Source organism: Micromonospora sp. NPDC051543, from assembly GCF_044454415.1.
In the GTDB taxonomy this organism is placed as follows: domain Bacteria; phylum Actinomycetota; class Actinomycetes; order Mycobacteriales; family Micromonosporaceae; genus Micromonospora.
Map to the genome: position 1 here is coordinate 26,235 of NZ_JBITDT010000005.1, position 16,989 is coordinate 43,223.

General features: G+C 72.6%; 16 protein-coding genes. 7 read left to right on the forward strand and 9 right to left on the reverse strand.

Annotated elements, in window-relative coordinates; genetic code table 11:
* Positions 1-59 precede the first annotated feature (59 nt).
* Together serC and sepH are read left to right on the forward strand one after the other, a co-directional pair.
* On the forward strand, positions 60-1,187 hold the full coding sequence (serC, locus tag ACIA3K_RS10230) for a phosphoserine transaminase (RefSeq protein WP_396800339.1): 1,128 nt from the start codon (positions 60-62) through the stop codon (positions 1,185-1,187).
* Positions 1,188-1,372: 185 nt separating this feature from the next.
* A complete protein-coding gene (gene sepH / locus ACIA3K_RS10235) occupies positions 1,373-2,458 on the forward strand; it encodes a septation protein SepH (RefSeq protein WP_396800341.1) in 1,086 nt (361 codons plus the stop codon).
* 104 nt (positions 2,459-2,562) lie between these two features.
* Here sepH and thpR read toward each other — a convergent pair whose 3' ends face one another.
* The 5 genes from thpR to ACIA3K_RS10260 all read right to left on the reverse strand — a co-directional run bounded on the left by thpR (position 2,563) and on the right by ACIA3K_RS10260 (position 7,191).
* On the reverse strand, positions 2,563-3,144 hold the full coding sequence (gene thpR, locus ACIA3K_RS10240; RefSeq protein ID WP_396800343.1) for an RNA 2',3'-cyclic phosphodiesterase: 582 nt from the start codon (positions 3,142-3,144) through the stop codon (positions 2,563-2,565).
* A gap of 11 nt (positions 3,145-3,155) precedes the next feature.
* Positions 3,156-3,665: a hypothetical protein gene (locus ACIA3K_RS10245; RefSeq protein WP_396800344.1), complete on the reverse strand. Its 510-nt coding sequence runs from the start codon at positions 3,663-3,665 to the stop codon at positions 3,156-3,158.
* A gap of 123 nt (positions 3,666-3,788) precedes the next feature.
* On the reverse strand, positions 3,789-5,072 hold the full coding sequence (locus ACIA3K_RS10250) for an MFS transporter (RefSeq protein WP_396800345.1): 1,284 nt from the start codon (positions 5,070-5,072) through the stop codon (positions 3,789-3,791).
* 73 nt (positions 5,073-5,145) lie between these two features.
* Positions 5,146-5,595, reverse strand: coding sequence for a MarR family winged helix-turn-helix transcriptional regulator (locus tag ACIA3K_RS10255; protein WP_396800347.1), 450 nt, complete (start codon positions 5,593-5,595; stop codon positions 5,146-5,148).
* 117 nt (positions 5,596-5,712) lie between these two features.
* Positions 5,713-7,191, reverse strand: coding sequence for an NCS2 family permease (locus ACIA3K_RS10260; protein WP_355049192.1), 1,479 nt, complete (start codon positions 7,189-7,191; stop codon positions 5,713-5,715).
* Between the two features lie 88 nt (positions 7,192-7,279).
* Here ACIA3K_RS10260 and ACIA3K_RS10265 point away from each other — a divergent pair, with 88 nt between their 5' ends.
* On the forward strand, positions 7,280-7,525 hold the full coding sequence (locus tag ACIA3K_RS10265) for a DUF2530 domain-containing protein (protein ID WP_396800349.1): 246 nt from the start codon (positions 7,280-7,282) through the stop codon (positions 7,523-7,525).
* Positions 7,526-7,552: 27 nt separating this feature from the next.
* Here ACIA3K_RS10265 and ACIA3K_RS10270 read toward each other — a convergent pair whose 3' ends face one another.
* Positions 7,553-8,392, reverse strand: coding sequence for a DUF3027 domain-containing protein (locus tag ACIA3K_RS10270; protein WP_355049194.1), 840 nt, complete (start codon positions 8,390-8,392; stop codon positions 7,553-7,555).
* An 89-nt stretch (positions 8,393-8,481) separates the two neighbouring features.
* Between ACIA3K_RS10270 and ACIA3K_RS10275 the strand changes: the two genes are divergently transcribed.
* Together ACIA3K_RS10275 and ACIA3K_RS10280 are read left to right on the forward strand one after the other, a co-directional pair.
* Complete coding sequence (locus tag ACIA3K_RS10275; RefSeq protein ID WP_396800350.1) at positions 8,482-10,098, forward strand: MFS transporter; 1,617 nt, start codon at positions 8,482-8,484, stop codon at positions 10,096-10,098.
* On the forward strand, positions 10,095-10,745 hold the full coding sequence (locus ACIA3K_RS10280; RefSeq protein ID WP_396800351.1) for a futalosine hydrolase: 651 nt from the start codon (positions 10,095-10,097) through the stop codon (positions 10,743-10,745). Before ACIA3K_RS10275 ends, ACIA3K_RS10280 begins: the two co-directional genes overlap by 4 nt.
* Here the strand turns inward: ACIA3K_RS10280 and ACIA3K_RS10285 are convergent.
* Positions 10,708-11,757 carry a GNAT family N-acetyltransferase gene (locus tag ACIA3K_RS10285; protein ID WP_396800352.1) on the reverse strand — a complete coding sequence of 350 codons (1,050 nt, stop codon included), beginning with the start codon at positions 11,755-11,757 and terminating at the stop codon, positions 10,708-10,710. The two genes, ACIA3K_RS10280 and ACIA3K_RS10285, sit on opposite strands and share 38 nt — an antisense overlap.
* A gap of 806 nt (positions 11,758-12,563) precedes the next feature.
* Here ACIA3K_RS10285 and ACIA3K_RS10290 point away from each other — a divergent pair.
* Entirely contained in the window at positions 12,564-13,394 is an 831-nt protein-coding gene (locus ACIA3K_RS10290) for a 1,4-dihydroxy-6-naphthoate synthase (protein ID WP_355049197.1), read from the forward strand.
* On the opposite strand, the gene ACIA3K_RS10295 is transcribed toward ACIA3K_RS10290, so the two are convergent.
* Both ACIA3K_RS10295 and ACIA3K_RS10300 read right to left on the reverse strand, forming a co-directional pair.
* Entirely contained in the window at positions 13,355-13,741 is a 387-nt protein-coding gene (locus ACIA3K_RS10295; protein ID WP_088986676.1) for a cold-shock protein, read from the reverse strand. The two genes, ACIA3K_RS10290 and ACIA3K_RS10295, sit on opposite strands and share 40 nt — an antisense overlap.
* Before the next feature lie 27 nt (positions 13,742-13,768).
* Entirely contained in the window at positions 13,769-14,392 is a 624-nt protein-coding gene (locus ACIA3K_RS10300) for an HAD hydrolase-like protein (protein WP_355049198.1), read from the reverse strand.
* A gap of 84 nt (positions 14,393-14,476) precedes the next feature.
* Between ACIA3K_RS10300 and ACIA3K_RS10305 the strand changes: the two genes are divergently transcribed.
* Positions 14,477-16,960 carry a helicase-associated domain-containing protein gene (locus ACIA3K_RS10305; protein ID WP_396800354.1) on the forward strand — a complete coding sequence of 828 codons (2,484 nt, stop codon included), beginning with the start codon at positions 14,477-14,479 and terminating at the stop codon, positions 16,958-16,960.
* The last annotated feature ends 29 nt before the right edge of the window (positions 16,961-16,989 follow it).

A 16,989-nucleotide genomic window follows, 5' to 3' on the forward strand; every position in this document is an offset into this window, starting at 1 on the left:
ATGAGGGCCGGCAGTGTCGCCGGGCCCGCCCTCGCCCTTGCGGAAGGATCTTCAGAACCGTGGCTGACGCACCGATCATCCGGATTCCCGACGAGATCAAGCCCGCCGACGGCCGTTTCGGCTGCGGCCCGTCCAAGGTCCGTCCGGCGGCCGTGTCCGCGCTCGCCGAGGTGGCGACCAGCTACCTGGGTACGTCGCACCGGCAGAAGACGGTCCGCGACCAGGTGGCCCGGCTGCGCTCCGGGATCGCCGAGTTCTTCTCCCTGCCCGAGGGCTACGAGGTCGTGATCGGCAACGGCGGCACCACGGCGTTCTGGGAGGTCGCCACCTTCGGCCTGGTCCGTGACCGGGCCCAGTTCGCCAGCTTCGGCGAGTTCGGCGCGAAGTTCGCCAAGTCGGTCGCCGACGCGCCGTTCCTGGGCGAGCCCACCGTCCGCAAGGCCGCCGCCGGCAGCGCCCCGGCCCTGGTCGCCGAGGCCGGCGTGGACGTGTACGCGACGCCGCAGAACGAGACCTCGACCGGCGTGGCCGTGCCGATCAGCCGGGTGGCCGGCGCGGACGAGGGGTCGCTGCTGCTGGTCGACGCCACCTCCGGCGCGGGTGGCCTGGAGGTCAACGTCGGCGAGACCGACGTCTACTACTTCGCGCCGCAGAAGTGCTTCGGCTCCGACGGCGGCCTCTGGCTGGCCCTGATGTCGCCGGCCGCGCTGGACCGGGCCGCCGAGATCAAGGCGTCCGGCCGCTACATCCCGGCCTTCCTCGACCTGGTGACCGCGATCGACAACTCGCGGCTCGAGCAGACCTACAACACCCCGGCGCTGGCGACCATCTTCCTGGCCGCCGAGCAGACCGACTGGATGAACGCGCAGGGTGGCCTGGCCTGGGCGGCGAAGCGCACGGCGGAGAGCGCCGCCACGGTGTACGGCTGGGCGGAGCGGTCCACGGTGGCCACTCCGTTCGTCACCGACCCGGCACTGCGGTCCAACGTGGTCGCGACCATCGACTTCGCCGACGGGGTGGACGCCACGGCGATCGCCAAGGCGCTGCGCGCCAACGGCATCGTCGACACCGAGCCGTACCGCAAGCTCGGCCGCAACCAGTTGCGGGTGGCGCTGTTCCCGGCCGTCGAGCCGTCCGACGTCGAGGCTCTGACCGCCTCCATCGACTACGTGGTCGAGCGCCTCTGAGCTTCGTCACGGTGGGTGTCCGTCGACGCCTCGATGGACACCCACCGTGATCATTGCCGCAGCTCAGTCACGACATGCGGGGTGTCGCTTCCCCCACCCTGAGACAGATGCGCGTACGGTGGTCCGAGACGCCTGGGTGGCCGACTCGTGGCGTGCGGCCAGCGAAGCGGGACGGAGGCAACGTTATGCGCCCAGTACGCTTCGTCGCCCTCTCCGAGGACGGCCAGGCCCTGGTGCTCGCCGACGAGGTCGGGCGACTGCTCGCCCTGCCGATCGACGAGCGCATCGCCGGTGTGATGCACCCCGAACCAGGTGCCCCGCCGCTCGCGGTGGCGCCGACCGCCGCCGATCCCGTTCCCTCCCTGTCCCCTCGGGACATCCAGGCCCGTATTCGTTCCGGTGAGTCCGCCGAGGACGTCGCCCGGATCGCCGGGGTGCCGGTCGACCGGGTCCTGCGCTACGCCGGGCCGGTGCTCCAGGAGCGGGCCATGCTCGCCCAGCACGCCCGCCGCACCCGGCTCAAGGGCGCGGAGAAGCCCACCCCGCTGGCCGAGGTGGTCAACGGTCGACTGAGCCAGCACGGCATCGACACCGAGAAGATCTCCTGGGACGCGTACCGGCGCGACGACGGCACCTGGCGGATCATCGCCACCTGGCCGTCGGGCAAGGCCACCGCGCAGGCCATCTGGGACATGGACAAGGCCCGGCAGGTGGTCACGCCGCACGACGACATGGCGCAGTACCTGTGCGCCGAGCGGCCCACGCCGATCCTCGGCCAGGAGCCGGCGCCGGAGCGGAGTGGGCACGGCCTGCCCGGTCCGTCGCGTGGCGAGCCGAGTCGTGGTGGGCACGGGTTGCCGGCGGCGTCCGAGCACCCGCGCCCGGGCCGCGATCCGATCCGGGCCGGCCGGGACGCCCTGCTCGCCTCGCTGGACCGTCCACTCGGGGCCTCGTCGGGTCGCGGGCTCGAACCGCGTAACCCGGCTGCTCTCGCCGGGTCGGACGCGCCCCGGCAGCGGCCGGTCGGCGGTGGCGCTGCCGCGCTGCTCGGCGGTGGCCAGGGGTCGGCCTTCGACGACGACTCGGACGCGCCCAAGGAGGTCCCGGCCGTGCCGTCGCTGGCGGTGTTGCGGCCGCGACGGACCGGCACGGCAGCCGCTGCGGCGGCCGGCGGCGAGTCCACCGACGCCAACGGCAAGCCGCGCAAGCGGCTGCCAAGCTGGGACGACGTGCTCTTCGGCAGCGGTCCGGCCGCCCGCGAGTCCTCCTGACGTTCCACGGGGCAGCCACTGCTTGATCGACTCGGGTTCTCGGAAACCGCGCTGTCGGCGCGTGTCGGACACCCCGGCTTTCGAGAACCCGAGTGGATCATGAGTCAGAGCGGCCAGGCGGCGAGCCGGTCGTAACGCGAGCGACCCGACCCGGGGTGGCTGCGCATCAGCAGCAACTCCGTGGTCGGCCACTCCGGGCCCGCGTACCCGTCCAGGTCGGTGCGGTCGGCTTCGACGGCGGCCGGATCCATCCGGTCCCCGGGCCGGGCCACGGTCAGGTGCGGGCGGAAGGGCTTTTCGTCGTACGGCAACCCGGCCACGCGTAGCCGCTCTCGGACGAGCCGGCCCAACTCGTGCAGTGCCCCGACATCGCCCCGAAGGTCCACCCAGAGCACCGTGCGCCGGCCGTCGCCGAACACGCCACCGCCGCCCAGGCGCAGCCGGGGCGGGACGTTCCGATCGGCGCCGAACGAGTCGGCGGCGAGCCCGAGCGCACTCTCCACGTCGACCAGCCGGCCGGCCTCGACGTCACCGAGGAACGCCAGGGTGAGGTGCAGGTCCGCCGGGTCGGCGAGCCGCACCTGGGCACCAGCGGCCGCCGCCGCGCCGACCCGCAGCCGGGCGACCTGCGCGCCGAGGTGGTCGACCGCCTCGGCGGGCGGATTGACCGCGACGAACAGGCGCATTCGGGGGCCCGTCAATGGTGGCGTTGCCGGTGCCCGGCTCGGGCGGCCGGCAGGGTCAACCCGGCGGCGTGCAGCACGCCCTCCACGCGTACCCGCTCGATCTCCTGGTCGACGCCGGTAAGCTCGGCCAGGTGCTCGGTGATCCCGAGGGCGCGGCAGGCCAGCCGGAGCCGGTCGTCGTACGCCTGGACCACCGCGCCGTGCCAGACCATCGGCCGGCCGATGCCGCCGAGCCGCTGACCGCCGAGGCGGCGCAGGTCGGCCGCGAGCTGTTCCAGGGGACGACGGTCGGTGCGGTCGAACTCGCTGAGGTCGATGTCCCGGGTCAGCGCGTCGGCTTCGATGGCCCGGTCGAGGCGGGCGATGGTGCGTCGCTCCCGTCGGCGCTCCCGCCACTCGGCCCAGCCGCAGACCACCCGGTCGAGAATCTCGTCGTAGCAGAAGAGCAGGGCGAACACCGCCGGAATGCTGGCCATGGCGAGGAACGCCAGGGCCAGCATCAGCGCGCGTCCGACTCCCACATATCGACGCTAAGCCCCGTCGTGCCACCTCGCCAGCGGTTTGGCCGCATCCGCGCTATCCGTGGATCGGGACCACGCTCGAGGGCCCCTGCCCGGCGGTCGGCGGGGGCCCGAGCGCGTGGCTCAGCAGTCGGCGGAAGTGACGTAGAAGCGGGGCATGGGCAGCACCCGGAAGCGCAGCCGCGCACCGGAGCGGCGCAGTTGCCAGGTCAGCGCGATCAGCGCGGTGGCCAGCGAGATCAGCCCGCCCATCCAGATGCTGGCGCCGGCGCCGAAGTGCTCGGCCACCCAGCCGATCAGCGGTGCGCCGACCGGGTTGGTGCCCAGGAACACCAGCACCCACAGGGCCATCACCCGTCCCCGGAACGCGGCGTCCACGCCGAGCTGGACCCGCTGGTTGGCGGCCTGGGCGAAGAAGACCATGAAGAAGCCGGTGGGCACCAGGAGCGCGACGACCAGCCAGTACGTCGATGCGAACCCGACCAGCGTGCCGAAGCTGGCGCAGCCGACCGCGGCGCCGAGCACCAGCCACACCGACGGGCGGCTCCGCCGGCCGGTGCCGCTGAGCGCGCCGCCCAGCGCGCCGACGGCAAGGGCGGTGCTGAACAGCCCGAAGGAGGCGGCACCGGTGTGGAAGACCGTCTTGGCCAGCGCGGCCAGGGTGAGCTGGAAGTTGAACAGCGACATGCCGATCACCGACATCACCGCCATCGGCAGCAGCAGGTCCGGCCGCCGCCACACGTACCGCAGCCCGTCGACGACCTTCGCGGACGCCCGCTCGTCGCGCGGTAGGAGCGCGTCGCGGTGCAGGTCGGCGGTCCGCATCCGGACGACGTTCACCAGCGGCGCGATGGAGCTGACGGCGGTGAACAGGAAGACCGGGCCCACGTCGAACGCGGCGATCGCCAGACCGGCGACCGCCGGACCGACGATCCGGGCGGAGTTGAAGACGGCGGCGTTCAGCGACAGCGCGTTGGGCAGCAGCGGTGTGCCGACCAGTTCGGAGACGAACGCCTGGCGGACCGGGGTCTCCACGGCGTTGGCCACGCCGAGCAGCGCGGCGAACGCGAAGACGTGCCACAACTGCACCAGGTCGGTGAGGACCAGCAGGGACATGACGAGCGCCAGCACCGTCCAGAAGGTGTTGGCGGCGAACAGCAGGACCCGCTTGTCGTACCGGTCGGCGAGGCGGCCGGAGAAGAGCGTGAGCAGCAGAACCGGCGTGAACTGACACGCGGTGACCACGCCGAGCGCGGTGGCGGAGTTGTCGGAAAGGTCGAGGACGAGCCAGTCCTGGGCGATGAACATCATCCAGACGCCGACCAGTTTGATCAGCTGCCCGGACGCGAAAAGGCGGTAGTTGCGGACCTGTAGGGACTGGAACATCGTGCTCAGCTTGGCCTGCACTCTCGGTGCGCCTCCTCAAGGACGTACGCGTCATCGTCAGGTGACGGCACGGCCCGGTGGCGCGGGCGCGGGCTCAGGCGCGAGCGAGCTGCTGGAGAATCTCGGCGGCCCTGTGCAGGGTCTCCCGTTGGTCCTCGTCGAGCGCGGCCAGCCGGTGGGCCAGCCATTCGTCGCGGGCCCGCTCGAACTGGTCGAGCACGGCCTGCCCTCCTTCGGTCGCCGCGAGGATGACCTGTCGGCCGTCGGTCGGGTGGGGGGTCCGCCGCACGAGGCCACGGTCCTCCAACTTCGCGACGATCTTGGTCATCGTCGGTGGCTGCACCCGTTCGATCTCGGCCAGTTCCCGTGGCGTCATCCCGCCCGCCAGCCGCAGGCTGGTGAGCGCGGAGACCTGGGTGACCGTGAGGTCGCCGACCGGCCGGGCCCGTCGGACCCGCCGGTTGAGTCGGGTGATCGCATCTCGCAACTGGGGAGCCAGCTGCGCCGGTGGCACGCGTTCCGCCGTCACCGTCCGCTCCGTCACGTTAGTTAGCTTAACTAATGAGCCTGGCTAACGACATCTGTTATGACCAGGCTCACGGGGATGTTTGTGCTGTTCCGGGCGGGGAATCACACTCGACCCCCGCCCGGACGACACCTGTCAGAGCACCAGCGACTCGATGGGCCCACGCAGGAAGTACAGCACGAAGAGGGCGGCCACCCCGTACAGCAGCGGGTGGACCTCCCGGGCCTTACCCCGGGCCAGCTTGACCACCACGAAGGTGATCAGACCAGCGCCGATCCCGTTCGAGATCGAGTAGGTGAACGGCATCAGCACGATGGTGAGGAACGCGGGAATGGCGATCTCGTAGTCCGACCAGTCGATCGTCCGTACCGCGGTCATCATCAGGAAACCGACCACCACCAGCGCCGTCGAGGCCGCCTCGAACGGCACGATCACCACCAGCGGCGCCAGGAACATCGCCAGCAGGAAGAGGGCGCCGGTGACCAGGTTGGCCACGCCGGTCCGGGCACCCTCCGCGACACCGGCCGCGCTCTCGATGTACGACGTGTTGCTGGAGGTGCTGGCCGCACCGCCGGCCGCCGCCGCGATCGAATCGACCAGCAGGATCTCCTTGGCCCTCGGCGGGGTGCCCTTCTCGTCGAGCAGGCCACCCTCCTGGCCGACCGCCACCATCGTGCCCATGGTGTCGAAGAAGTCCGTGATGAGCAGCGTGAAGATGAACATCAGCACGACGACCCAGCCGGCCCGACCCCACGAATCGAGCACGTTGAACTTGCCGAGCAGCGACAGGTCCGGCACGTCGACAACCGTCTTGGGCAGCTCCGGCACGTTCAGCGCCCAGCCCTTCGGATTGGGCTTGCCGTCGACGAACGACGGGCCGATGTTGCCGATCGCCTCCACGATCACCGCGAGCACGGTGGACGCGAGGATGCCGATCAGGATCGCGCCCCGGACCCGGCGCACCACGAGCACCAGCGTGAGCAGCAGGCCCACCACGAAGACCAGCAGCGGCCAGCTCACCAGCTTGCCGCCGACGCCCAGGCCGACCGGAACGGTGGTGTTGGCGGCGTCCGGGAGCCGCCGGACGAAGCCGGCGTCCACCAGACCGATAATGGTCAGGAAGAGGCCGATGCCGACGCCGATCGCCGTCTTCATCTGCGTGGGCACCGAGCGGAACACCGCGGTACGCAGACCGGTCAGCACCAGCACCGCGATGATCACACCCTCGATCACCACGAGGCCCATCGCGTCGGCCCAGGTCATCTCGGGAGCGATCTCGTACGCCACCAGGGCGTTGACGCCCAGACCGGCGGCGAGCGCCAGCGGGAACCGGCCGACGACACCCATCAGGATGGTCATCAGGCCGGCGACCAGCGCCGTCGCGGCGGCCAGCGCCGGAATCGGGAGAGTCTTGTTGTCACCGTCGACCGCGCCGCCCAGGATCAGCGGGTTGAGCACGACGATGTACGCCATCGTGAAGAAGGTCGCCAGGCCACCTCGTACCTCACGGCTCAACGTTGAGCCGCGGGCGGAGATCTCAAAGAACCGGTCGAAGCCATTACGCGGTTGAGCGGAGTTGGGAGGTGTGTCGTTCTCGGGCGGCGCTACTGCCATGAGGACCTCACAGGTGATCTTCCGGTTGTCGCGCGCATCGTCCCAGATCGCTGGCGGACAGGGGAAGGGCGTCGCGTACGCTTGCCCGATGCCGAACGACCAGCCAACGCGCCCCGCGCCGCTGGACCCGCCGATGGTGCCGTTCGCCGTAGCCGGCCTGATCGCGTGGGCGGTCGTCGGACTGGTGCTGCTGGTGTTCTTCCGGGGCTGGCTGACCGAGCACGATCACGAGAACTGGCTCTGGACCTGCCTGGCCGGGTTCCTGTGGGGCTTCCCCGGCCTCGCCGTCATGCTGCGGCACGACGCCAACCGACGCCGCCGCCGGGCGAGCTGAACGCACCGGCAGGCGCCGGAGCGCGACTCAGGGGTGCCCGTACGGCTCCGCCGGCTCCCCCGCCTCGACCGAACCCGGCGCACGGCTGACCGACATGGCCTCCACGGCGCTGTCGTCGTACACCGTTGGTAGGTCCTCGACCGCGGTCTCGGCGGCCTCGATCAGCGTCTCGGAGTGCGCGCCGCAACCATGGTCGGCGCTGACCACCCGGCCGTCGTCGGGTGCGTAGAAGTTGCCGCACGCGCCGAACGCCTGCCGCATCGCCCCGGCCAACGGAAGGTAGAAGCCACAGGTGCCGCAGCGGGCGGCGGCCGGCGCGGCGGTGGAGATGGCCGCCGTCGGGCCGTGCTCGCCGTCGTACCAGCGCTGCGCCGCGTCGGCCCGACCCTCACGGGAGAGCACCCGGGCCCGACCGAGACCCAGCTCCCAGGCCGTCTCCTCGACCGCCGGGTCGTCGGAGAGCAGGTAGCCGGGGACCAGCCGCTCATCCTCCGGAGCGGTCGGCAGCAGGTCACCCGGGCCGAGGTCACCGGGCTTGAGCCGCTCCTGCCAGGGCAGCCACCCGGGCGCGAGCAGCGCGTCCGGACCGGGCAGCAGCACCGTCTCGCAGATCGTGACCGTACGGCTGCGCGGGACGCGGGTGACGGTGACCGCCCACCGCCAACCGCGGTAGCCGGCGAGGCGGCACTCGAAGTAGTGGGTGACCAGCCGTTCGCCCTCGGACACGACCTGCAGGTGGTCGCCGACGTCGTCGGCGTCCACCTCGGTGATGCCGGCACGGGCCACCTCGACGGCGGCGGCGCAGACCTGGTCGAGACGGGCGGCACGGGTGGAGGCGGGCCTGGTCACCAGACCATTGTTCCCCATGCTCCCCGCAGGGGTGACAGGGACTCCCGGGGAACCTTTCGCCGCGACTGATGCGGCACACCTGCGTCGGATGGGCGAGGATGGTGCACATGCCGCCGTACTCCCACTCCGGGCGATCCCTCCTCGGGCGGACCGTCGGCACCGGCATCCGGGCGATCCGTCTGCTCCTGCGCGGTTCGGTGGGCAGCGGCCGCTGGGTGACCCGCCGGGCCGGTCACGCCCGGGCGCGGGGCGCCGGCGGCGAGGTGGGCATGGTCCGGCTGTTCGACCTGCACGCGCTCTCCTGCGCGGGTGACACCCTGATCGCGATCGGCCTGGCCGGGACGATCTTCTTCAACGTGCCGCTGGGTGAGGCCCGCAGCAAGGTCGCGCTCTACCTGCTGGTGACCATGGTTCCGTTCGCGATGCTCGCACCCGTGGTGGGGCCGCTGCTGGACCACTTCCGGCACGGCCGGCGGTACGCGCTGGCCGCCACCATGCTCGGCCGGGCGTTCCTGGCCTGGCTGATCTCGGACTACATCCACGGCTTCGGGCTCTATCCGGCCGCGTTCGGTGTGCTGGCGCTGTCGCGCGCCTACGGCGTGGCCCGCTCGGCGGCGGTACCCCGGCTGCTGCCGGAGGGGCTGGGCCTGTCCCAGGTGGGTGCCCGGGCCAGCGTGTACGGCACGGTGGCGGGCGCGCTCGTGGCCCCGATCGGTTTGGCCGCCTTCTGGTTCGGGCCGCAGTGGCCGCTGCGGGTCGCGTCGGTGATCTTCCTGATCGGCATGGTGATCTCGCTGCGGCTGCCCCCGAAGGCGGACTCGGAGCCACCCGAGCGCGTCCCCCGCGCGCTCCGCGCCCTGAGCCGTCGGAAGGACCGGCCGCTGGGCCGGGGCCGACCCGCCGGACGGCTGGTGATCGCCACCCTGATCGGCGCCGCGACCCTACGTGCCGTGTACGGCTTCCTGCTGCTCTTCCTCGCGTTCGCCATCAAGAAGGGCGATCTGACCACCGGGGTGTTCGGACGGGACCTGGGCGCGGAGTGGGCGCTGGGGTTGATCGGTGGCGCTCTGGCCGTCGGCAGCTTCTTGGCGACCGCCGTCGGCACCCGGTTGCGCATCCACCGGCCGACCGCCATCCAGTCCAGCAGCATGATCATCGTGGCGGGCGTAGGGGTACTCGCCGTCATCCAGTTCTCGCTGCTGATGGTGGCCCTGCTCTGCCTGGTCACCGCGCTGGTCAGCGGAGTGGCCAAACTCGCCGTGGACGCCTCGATCCAGGAGCGCATCCCGGAGCGGTTGCGGGCCAGCTCCTTCGCCCACTCCGAGACGGTGCTCATGCTCGCCTTCGTCGCCGGTGGCGGGCTCGGACTCGTGCCGTTCGCGGGCCGGACCGGCATCGCGGTCGCCGCCGGGGTGGGCATCGTGGCCGCCGTCCGGGGAGTGCTGGTCGCCGCTCGGCTACGTACCGAGAAGCTGGCCGGCCGGCCGCTGGGTGACGACGAACTGACCGAGGACGAGCCCGAGGTCGCCGCGCCCGAAACCGTCGCGCCCGAGACCGTCGCGCCCACCTCGCCGGCGCCACCTCAGGCCACGTCGCAGCGGCACGACGAAGCGGGGCTCGCGCCGCCGGGCTACCACATCTACCGGCCCTCTTCGTCGGTCGGCGGCCCAGGCGGGGGCGCGGACGACGAGACCCGCCGCGAGTCCCCCGGCTCGCTCTCGTGACCGGTCTGCTGGTGGTGACCGCGGTGCCGGCCGAGGCGGACGCCGTACAGGCCGGGTTGACCGCCACCGACGTGACCGTCGCCCCGGTCGGGGTGGGCCCGGCCGTGGCGGGTGCCGCCACCGCGCGGCTGCTGACGCTGGCCGAGGCGGCCGGTCGTCCGTACCGGGCGGTGGTCAGCGCCGGCGTGGCCGGCGGCTTCACCGGTCGCGCAGCGGTCGGCGACACCGTGCTCGGCACCGCGAGCATCGCGGCCGACCTGGGCGCCGACTCACCGGAGGGCTTCATCGGCATCGAAGATCTGGGCATGCCACCCGCGCTGCTCGGCGGCGGCAGCGTCGTCCCCGCGGACCCGGCGTTACTGGCGGCGCTGCGCGCCGCCCTACCCATGGCCACGATCGGCCCGGTGCTCACGGTCACCACCGTCACGGGCACCGCCGCCGGCACCGAGGAGCTACGCCGGCGGCATCCGGAGGCGGTGGCCGAGGCCATGGAGGGGTACGGGGTAGCCGTCGCCGCCGCACAGGCCGGAGTGCCCTTCGCCGAGCTGCGCACCATCTCCAACCCGATCGGCCCGCGCGACCGCGACGCCTGGCGGCTGCGCGAGGCCCTCACCGCCCTGACGAAGGCGGCTCCGGCGCTGGGCTGACCCCGGGTACGCCTCGGACGTCGAGCATCAGCGCCGACGGTCTGCTCGCCCGGAGTTCGAAGCCGCAGGCGAGGAGAAAGACGACGTTGCCGAACTCGGCGACGGCGTGCGCGGTGCGAAGGCCTACTCGCGCCATCTCGTTCGCCAACAGCTCGACCAGCCGCCGTCCGATACCCAGAAACCGCAGGTCCGGAGCGACGACAACACCCTCGATCACCACCTCACGCCGGTCGTTGCGGTCTTCGCCGAGGAGGAGGTCGAGGCTCCGTTCATGAGCCCGCAGTTCCCCTACCGGTCCCGCTCCGGGCACCTCGGCGACGAACCGCCAAGACGTGGGCGGCACGCCTTCGAACGCACGCCGGAAAATCACCCGTGCGCGGGCCTCCTGCCGCCACCGCCGCCGGTCCCGCCGAGCCCGGTCGAGGTCGTAGGTCAGCTCCGGCACGCGCAAAGGCCACGATCTCTGCGGGAGTGTGTACGAATGCGCCCACCACGCACCCGGCCAGTCCTTGAGGGTCCGTACCCGGCGGACATCGAGGTGCGCCGGGTACCGACGGTCGGCCTCGTCCCGTGGCTCGTCAACAGGCATGCCTAGCGGCACGCCGTCCGGATCGGTGAACTTGTCGCCCGGCGGTTCGCCGTGCAGCCGGATCGACAGCTCGCCCCCTGCCGCCCCGACGAGCCGCGCCACCGTGCGAAACGCCGGCTCGCCACCCCGCCCCGCCTCGATCCGGGCCAGCGTGCTCTTCGGGACCCCGGAGCGATCGGCCAACTCCCGTTGGCTCAGATCTGCACGTCGACGAAGATCACGCAGCACCGCCCCCACGTCGATCGCATCCCCGCTCATCCCCATCCGTCCATGCTTTTCCGCACGGCGAACGTCGTCAACAGCGCACCCTTCGCCTGTGGATAACCATGTGGACAACGCGCCAGGGCTGTGGGTATCCCTGTGGTGGTCGGCCCCTGTCGAGCTGCCCCAGAAGTGGGGCGCGCCCCGCACGGGCACGGCCACGGGCAGGGCACGGCACGGGCAGGGCACGGGCAGGGCACGGGCACGGGCAGGGCACGGGCACGGGCAGGGCACGGGCACGGGCAGGGCACGGGCAGGGCACGGGCACGGGCAGGGCACGGGCACGGGCAGGGCACGGGCAGGGCACGGGCAGGGCACGGGCAGGGCAGGGCACTGGCAGGGCAGGGCACTGGCAGGGCACGGGCAGGGCACGGGCAGGGGCAGGGCACGGGCAGGGCACGGGCAGGGGCAGGGCACTGGCAGGGCACGGTCAGTGCAGGGGCAGGGGCAGGGGCAGGGCACGGTCAGGGGCAGGGCATGGGCAATGGGCAATGGGCAATGGGCAATGGGCAATGAGCAATGGGCAATGGGCACCGGTACGCGTACGGCACGGCATAGGGCATCAAACGCCGCCACGACCGCCGCCGCTGGCGCACGGCGCCCCACATGTGGAGCAGCTCGACAGGCAGCGACCTAACCACCCGCCACCACCGCCGCCGGCGCCCTCTCACCCCACATTCGAAGCAGCTCGACGCGGCGCGACCTGACCAACCATCCACCTCACCGCCGGCGCCATGCTCACCCCACATTCGAAGCAGCTCGACAGGGACCGACCTAACCACCCGCCACCACCGCCATCAGTGCCCCTCGCCCTACATCCGGGGCAGCTCGACACCGAGCGACGTGACCTCTCGCACCTGGACGAGGGGCGCCGGAGGGGCAGGAGCCGGCGCCGGCCTGGTTTGTCGCGGATCACCAGGCACGGGGTCGCCCCGACCGGCCGCGCGGGCGGGGCTAACGTGAGGGGCGTGGCGCTCTCCCTGGCGATCTCGCCCTGCCCCAACGACACGTTCGTGTTCGACGCCCTGGTGCACGGGCGGGTGCCTGGCGCACCGCCGGTGGAGGTGACGTACGCCGACGTCGACGTCACCAACACGGCGGCCGAGCGGGGTGCTTTCGACCTGGTGAAGGTGAGCTACGCGGCGCTGCCGTGGCTGCTCGACGACTACCACCTGCTGCCCTGCGGTGGCGCGCTCGGCCGCGGGTGCGGGCCGCTGGTGCTCACCCGGGGCGACCGCGCCGACCTGACCGGCGCCACGGTGGCTGTGCCGGGCGACCGGACCACCGCGTACCTGCTGTTCCGGCTCTGGTCGGCTGGACGGCCGCCGGCCCGGATCGAGGTGGTTCCGTTCCACGAGATCATGCCGGGCGTCGCGGCCGGCCGCTACGACGCGGGCCTGGTCATCCACGAGGCCCGCTTCACCTACCACCGGCACGGCCTGACCGCGCTCGTCGACCTCGGCGAGTGGTGGGAAGCCGACACGGGCCTGCCCATTCCCCTCGGCGCGATCCTGGCCCGTCGCGGCGCGGTCGACCCGGAGGCCGCCGCCGGTTGGATCCGCGAGTCCGTCCGGCAGGCCTGGGCGGACCCGACGGTCAGCCGGGAGTACGTCCTCGCGCACGCCCAGGAGATGGAACTCGACGTGGTGGACCGGCACATCGGCCTCTACGTCAACGAGTTCACGGCCGACCTGGGCGAGGCCGGCTTCGCCGCGGTGACGGCGCTCCTCGACCGCGCCGCCACCGCCGGGCTGGTGCCTCAGACCTCCAGCTCGCGCGCGACCGCGTGGACCAGCTGAGCGATCTTCTGCGCGGTCTTCTTGTCCGGGTACCGGCCCCGACGCAGGTCCGGCTGGACCTTCGCCTCCAGCACCTTGATCATGTCTTCGACGAGGCCGTGCAGCTCCTCGGCCGGCCGGCGCCGCAGCTCCGCCATCGACGGCGGCGCGTCCAGCAGTTTCACGCCCATGGCCTGCGCGCCACGGCGGCTGTCCACGACGCTGAAGTCGACCCGCTGACCACCCTTGAGGTCGGTGACGCCCGCCGGCAACGCGCCCTTGGGCAGGAACACGTCACCGCCCTCGTCGCTGGTGACGAAGCCGTATCCCTTGGCCGTGTCGTACCACTTCACTCGACCCGTAGGCACCTGAAAACCCCTGCTTCACTTGAGCCGCTACTGCTCCAAGGCTAGCTGGATCATGCCGTCGAGCGCCGCTGGGAATCCGGTGAGATCGTCCAGCACGACGCTCGCCCCCGCCGCACGCAGCTCATCCGCGGAGCACGGGCCCGTCGCGACGGCGATTCCGGGCACCCCGGCGACCCCCGCCGCCACCATGTCCGCCACGTGATCGCCCACGTAGTGGGTCGCGCCGTGCTCCCGCAGGGCGGTCGCCTTCTGCTCGGCGAACAGGTCACCGGCGAGCTCGTCCACCACCAGGCCGAGGTGGTCCAGGTGCAGCCGAGCCAACCGGGCGATCTTGGAAGTGACGACGAGCACCCTTCCGCCCCGGGCGCGGATCGCGTCGATGGCCTCCCGCGCGCCGGGCATCGGGACCGTCGGGGTGATCGCGTACGCCGGGTACAGCTCGCGATAGAGCAGGACGGCCGACTCGACCTGCTCCGGTGGGAACCAGTGGGCGATCTCGGTGCGCAGCGGCGGGCCGAGGCGGGACACCGCCAGGTCGGCGTCCACCGGAACGCCCGTCCTCGCGGTCAGCGCCCGGTAGGCCGCGGCGATGCCGGGGCGGGAGTCCACCAGGGTCATGTCGAGGTCGAATCCGACGGTCGGTGCAGACATGCCGAGAAACCTACTCGCCGACGCACAGCCGGCCGTACGTCCGAGGGGCGCGACCGGCCCACCCCGGGCTAGCGTGGAAAGACGATGACCACCTCACTCGCCGACCATCTGCGGTCGCTGCCCGACGAGTCACTGGCCGCACTCCTGCAACTGCGGCCGGACCTCGTCGTGCCCGTGCCGGCCGACATCTCCGCTCTGGCCATCCGCGCCCAGTCCCGGGTCTCGGTGGCCCGCGCGCTGGACGGGCTGGACCAGTTCACGCTGCTGATCCTGGACGCCGGCCGGCTCACCCGGCACCCGGACGAGGGCACGACCGCCACCGACACGATCCTCGCCATGGCGACCGCCGGGCCGCACCCACCGGCGCCGACCGCGGTCCGGGCCGCCGTGGGCCGGCTGAGGGCGCTGTTCCTGCTGTACGGCCCCGAGCACGCCATGCACGTGGCGGCCGCCGTCGACGAGGTCTCCCCGTACCCCGCTGGACTTGGTCGACCCGCCGCGGACCTGGACGTTCGCGCGGCCGCTCTCTGCGCGGACCCGGCGAAGCTGCGCCGGACGCTGCTCGCGGCGCCCCCGTCGGCCCGGGCGATCCTGGACCGGCTGGCGGCCGGACCGCCGGTCGGTAGCGTGCCCGCGGGCGCGCTGCAGGCACCGGCGATCGGCGCGCAGGACGACGTCCTCGCCGACCCGACCAACGGTGGCGCGCCCACCGGCTCACCGGTGCGCTGGCTGGTCGACAACCGGCTGCTGGTGAACGTCTCGGCCGGCTCGGCGACGGCTGGCGGCACCGTCGAGCTGCCCCGCGAGGTCGGCCTCCTGCTGCGGCGCGACAGCGGTCCGCTCGGGCCGTTGCAGACCAGCCCGCCGTCGGTGGCCGCCGCTCCCCGCGAGCCCAAGATGGTCGACTCGGCCGGCGCCGGGCAGACCATGGAGGTGGTCCGGCACACCGAAGGACTGCTGGAACAGCTCGCCGCCGAACCCGCCCCGGTGCTGCGCTCGGGTGGCATCGGTGTCCGCGACCTGCGCCGGCTGGCCCGCACCGCCGGCCTGGACGAGCCGACCACCGCGCTGCTGCTCGAGGTGGCGTACGCGGCGGGGCTCGCCGGCGAGATGGAGATGCCTGGTGCGACCACCGGTCGGTACGGGGCGGACCAGCAGGTGCTGCCGACCGGCGGGTACGAGGTGTGGCGGGCCGGATCGCTGGCCCAACGGTGGGAGCACCTGGCCCGCGCCTGGATGACCATGACCCGGCAGGTGGGGTTGGTCGGGCGGCGTGACGACCGGGACCGGCCGATCACCGCGCTCTCCGCGGAGGCGGAGCGGGCCGGTGCGCCGGCAACCCGCCGGGCGGTGCTCGGGGTGCTCGCCGACCTGGAGCCGGCGACCGCGCCCACCCCGGAGGAGTTGCAGGCTCTGCTGGACTGGCGGACGCCACGGCGCAGCCGGGGTCGGGAGGCCGCCCACCGGGAGGTGCTGGCCGAGGCGGCGCAGCTCGGTATGACCGGGCTGGGGGCGCTCACCTCGTACGGACGGTTGTTGCTGGGCGAGCTGACGTCGACCGACGAATCCGGTGGCGACCCGCTGGGGTTGCACGCGGACACCGAGAGTGGCGATCCGTCCGGTGCGGCGCGGGCGTTGGACGCGCTGTTGCCCGCCCCGGTCGACCACTTCCTGGTGCAGGCCGACCTGACCGTGGTGGTGCCCGGGCCGCCCGAGCCGGCGCTCGCCGCCGAGTTGGAGGCGACGACGGAACTCGAGTCGGCCGGCGGGGCGAGTGTGCACCGGGTCACCACGGCGAGCGTCCGGCGAGCGTTGGACGCCGGTTACACGGCCGACGATTTGCACGAGTTGTTCCGTCGCCGATCGCGTACCCCGGTGCCGCAGGGGCTCAGCTACCTGGTGGACGACGTGGCCCGTAAGCACGGCGGGCTGCGGGCCGGCTCGGCCGGGGCGTACCTGCGCAGCGACGACGAGGCGCTCCTCACCGAGGTGCTGGCCGACCGGCGGCTGGAGTCGCTGACGCTGCGTCGGCTGGCGCCGACGGTGTTGACCACCCCGTACCAGGTCAGCCGGATGCTCACCGCGCTGCGGGAGGCCGGGTACGCGCCGGTGCAGGAGGACGGCACTGGCAGCACGATGCTGATCCGGCCACGAGTCCGGCGCGCTCCGGCGCGGGTAGGGGTGACCACCAGGACGCTGGACCCGCTGGCCACCCCGAAGCTGCCGATGCCCCGGCTGCTCGGGGTGGTGGAGCACATCCGGCGGGGCGAGGCGGCGGCGCGGGCGGCCCGTCGTGCCCCGGCGGTGGTTCGGGGTGGGGCGGCGGGGCTGGGCGGTGGCCCGGTGCCGGCGCACACGCACAGCGAGGCGCTCGCCGTGCTCCAACAGGCGGTCCGGGACCGGGCGCTGGTCTGGGTCGGGTACGTGGACGCCCACGGGGCGACCGCGTCGCGGCTCGTGAAGCCGGTGTCGATCGGGGCGGGCTACCTGCGCGCCGAGGACGAGCGGACCGAGATGCTGCACACCTTCGCGCTGCACCGGATCACCGCGGCGGTGCTGGCGGACTGAGCGGCGCTGTCTCTCCCGTGGTCGCCCAG

What these genes read in the sequence shown, in the direction of transcription:
- sepH (WP_396800341.1), top strand. Translation starts at nt 1,373, where the DNA reads ATGCGCCCAGTACGCTTCGTCGCCCTCTCCGAGGACGGCCAGGCCCTG.
- thpR (WP_396800343.1), bottom strand. Translation starts at nt 3,144, where the DNA reads ATGCGCCTGTTCGTCGCGGTCAATCCGCCCGCCGAGGCGGTCGACCAC.
- ACIA3K_RS10260 (WP_355049192.1), bottom strand. Translation starts at nt 7,191, where the DNA reads ATGGCAGTAGCGCCGCCCGAGAACGACACACCTCCCAACTCCGCTCAA.
- ACIA3K_RS10265 (WP_396800349.1), top strand. Translation starts at nt 7,280, where the DNA reads ATGCCGAACGACCAGCCAACGCGCCCCGCGCCGCTGGACCCGCCGATG.
- ACIA3K_RS10270 (WP_355049194.1), bottom strand. Translation starts at nt 8,392, where the DNA reads ATGGGGAACAATGGTCTGGTGACCAGGCCCGCCTCCACCCGTGCCGCC.
- ACIA3K_RS10275 (WP_396800350.1), top strand. Translation starts at nt 8,482, where the DNA reads ATGCCGCCGTACTCCCACTCCGGGCGATCCCTCCTCGGGCGGACCGTC.
- ACIA3K_RS10300 (WP_355049198.1), bottom strand. Translation starts at nt 14,392, where the DNA reads ATGTCTGCACCGACCGTCGGATTCGACCTCGACATGACCCTGGTGGAC.
- ACIA3K_RS10305 (WP_396800354.1), top strand. Translation starts at nt 14,477, where the DNA reads ATGACCACCTCACTCGCCGACCATCTGCGGTCGCTGCCCGACGAGTCA.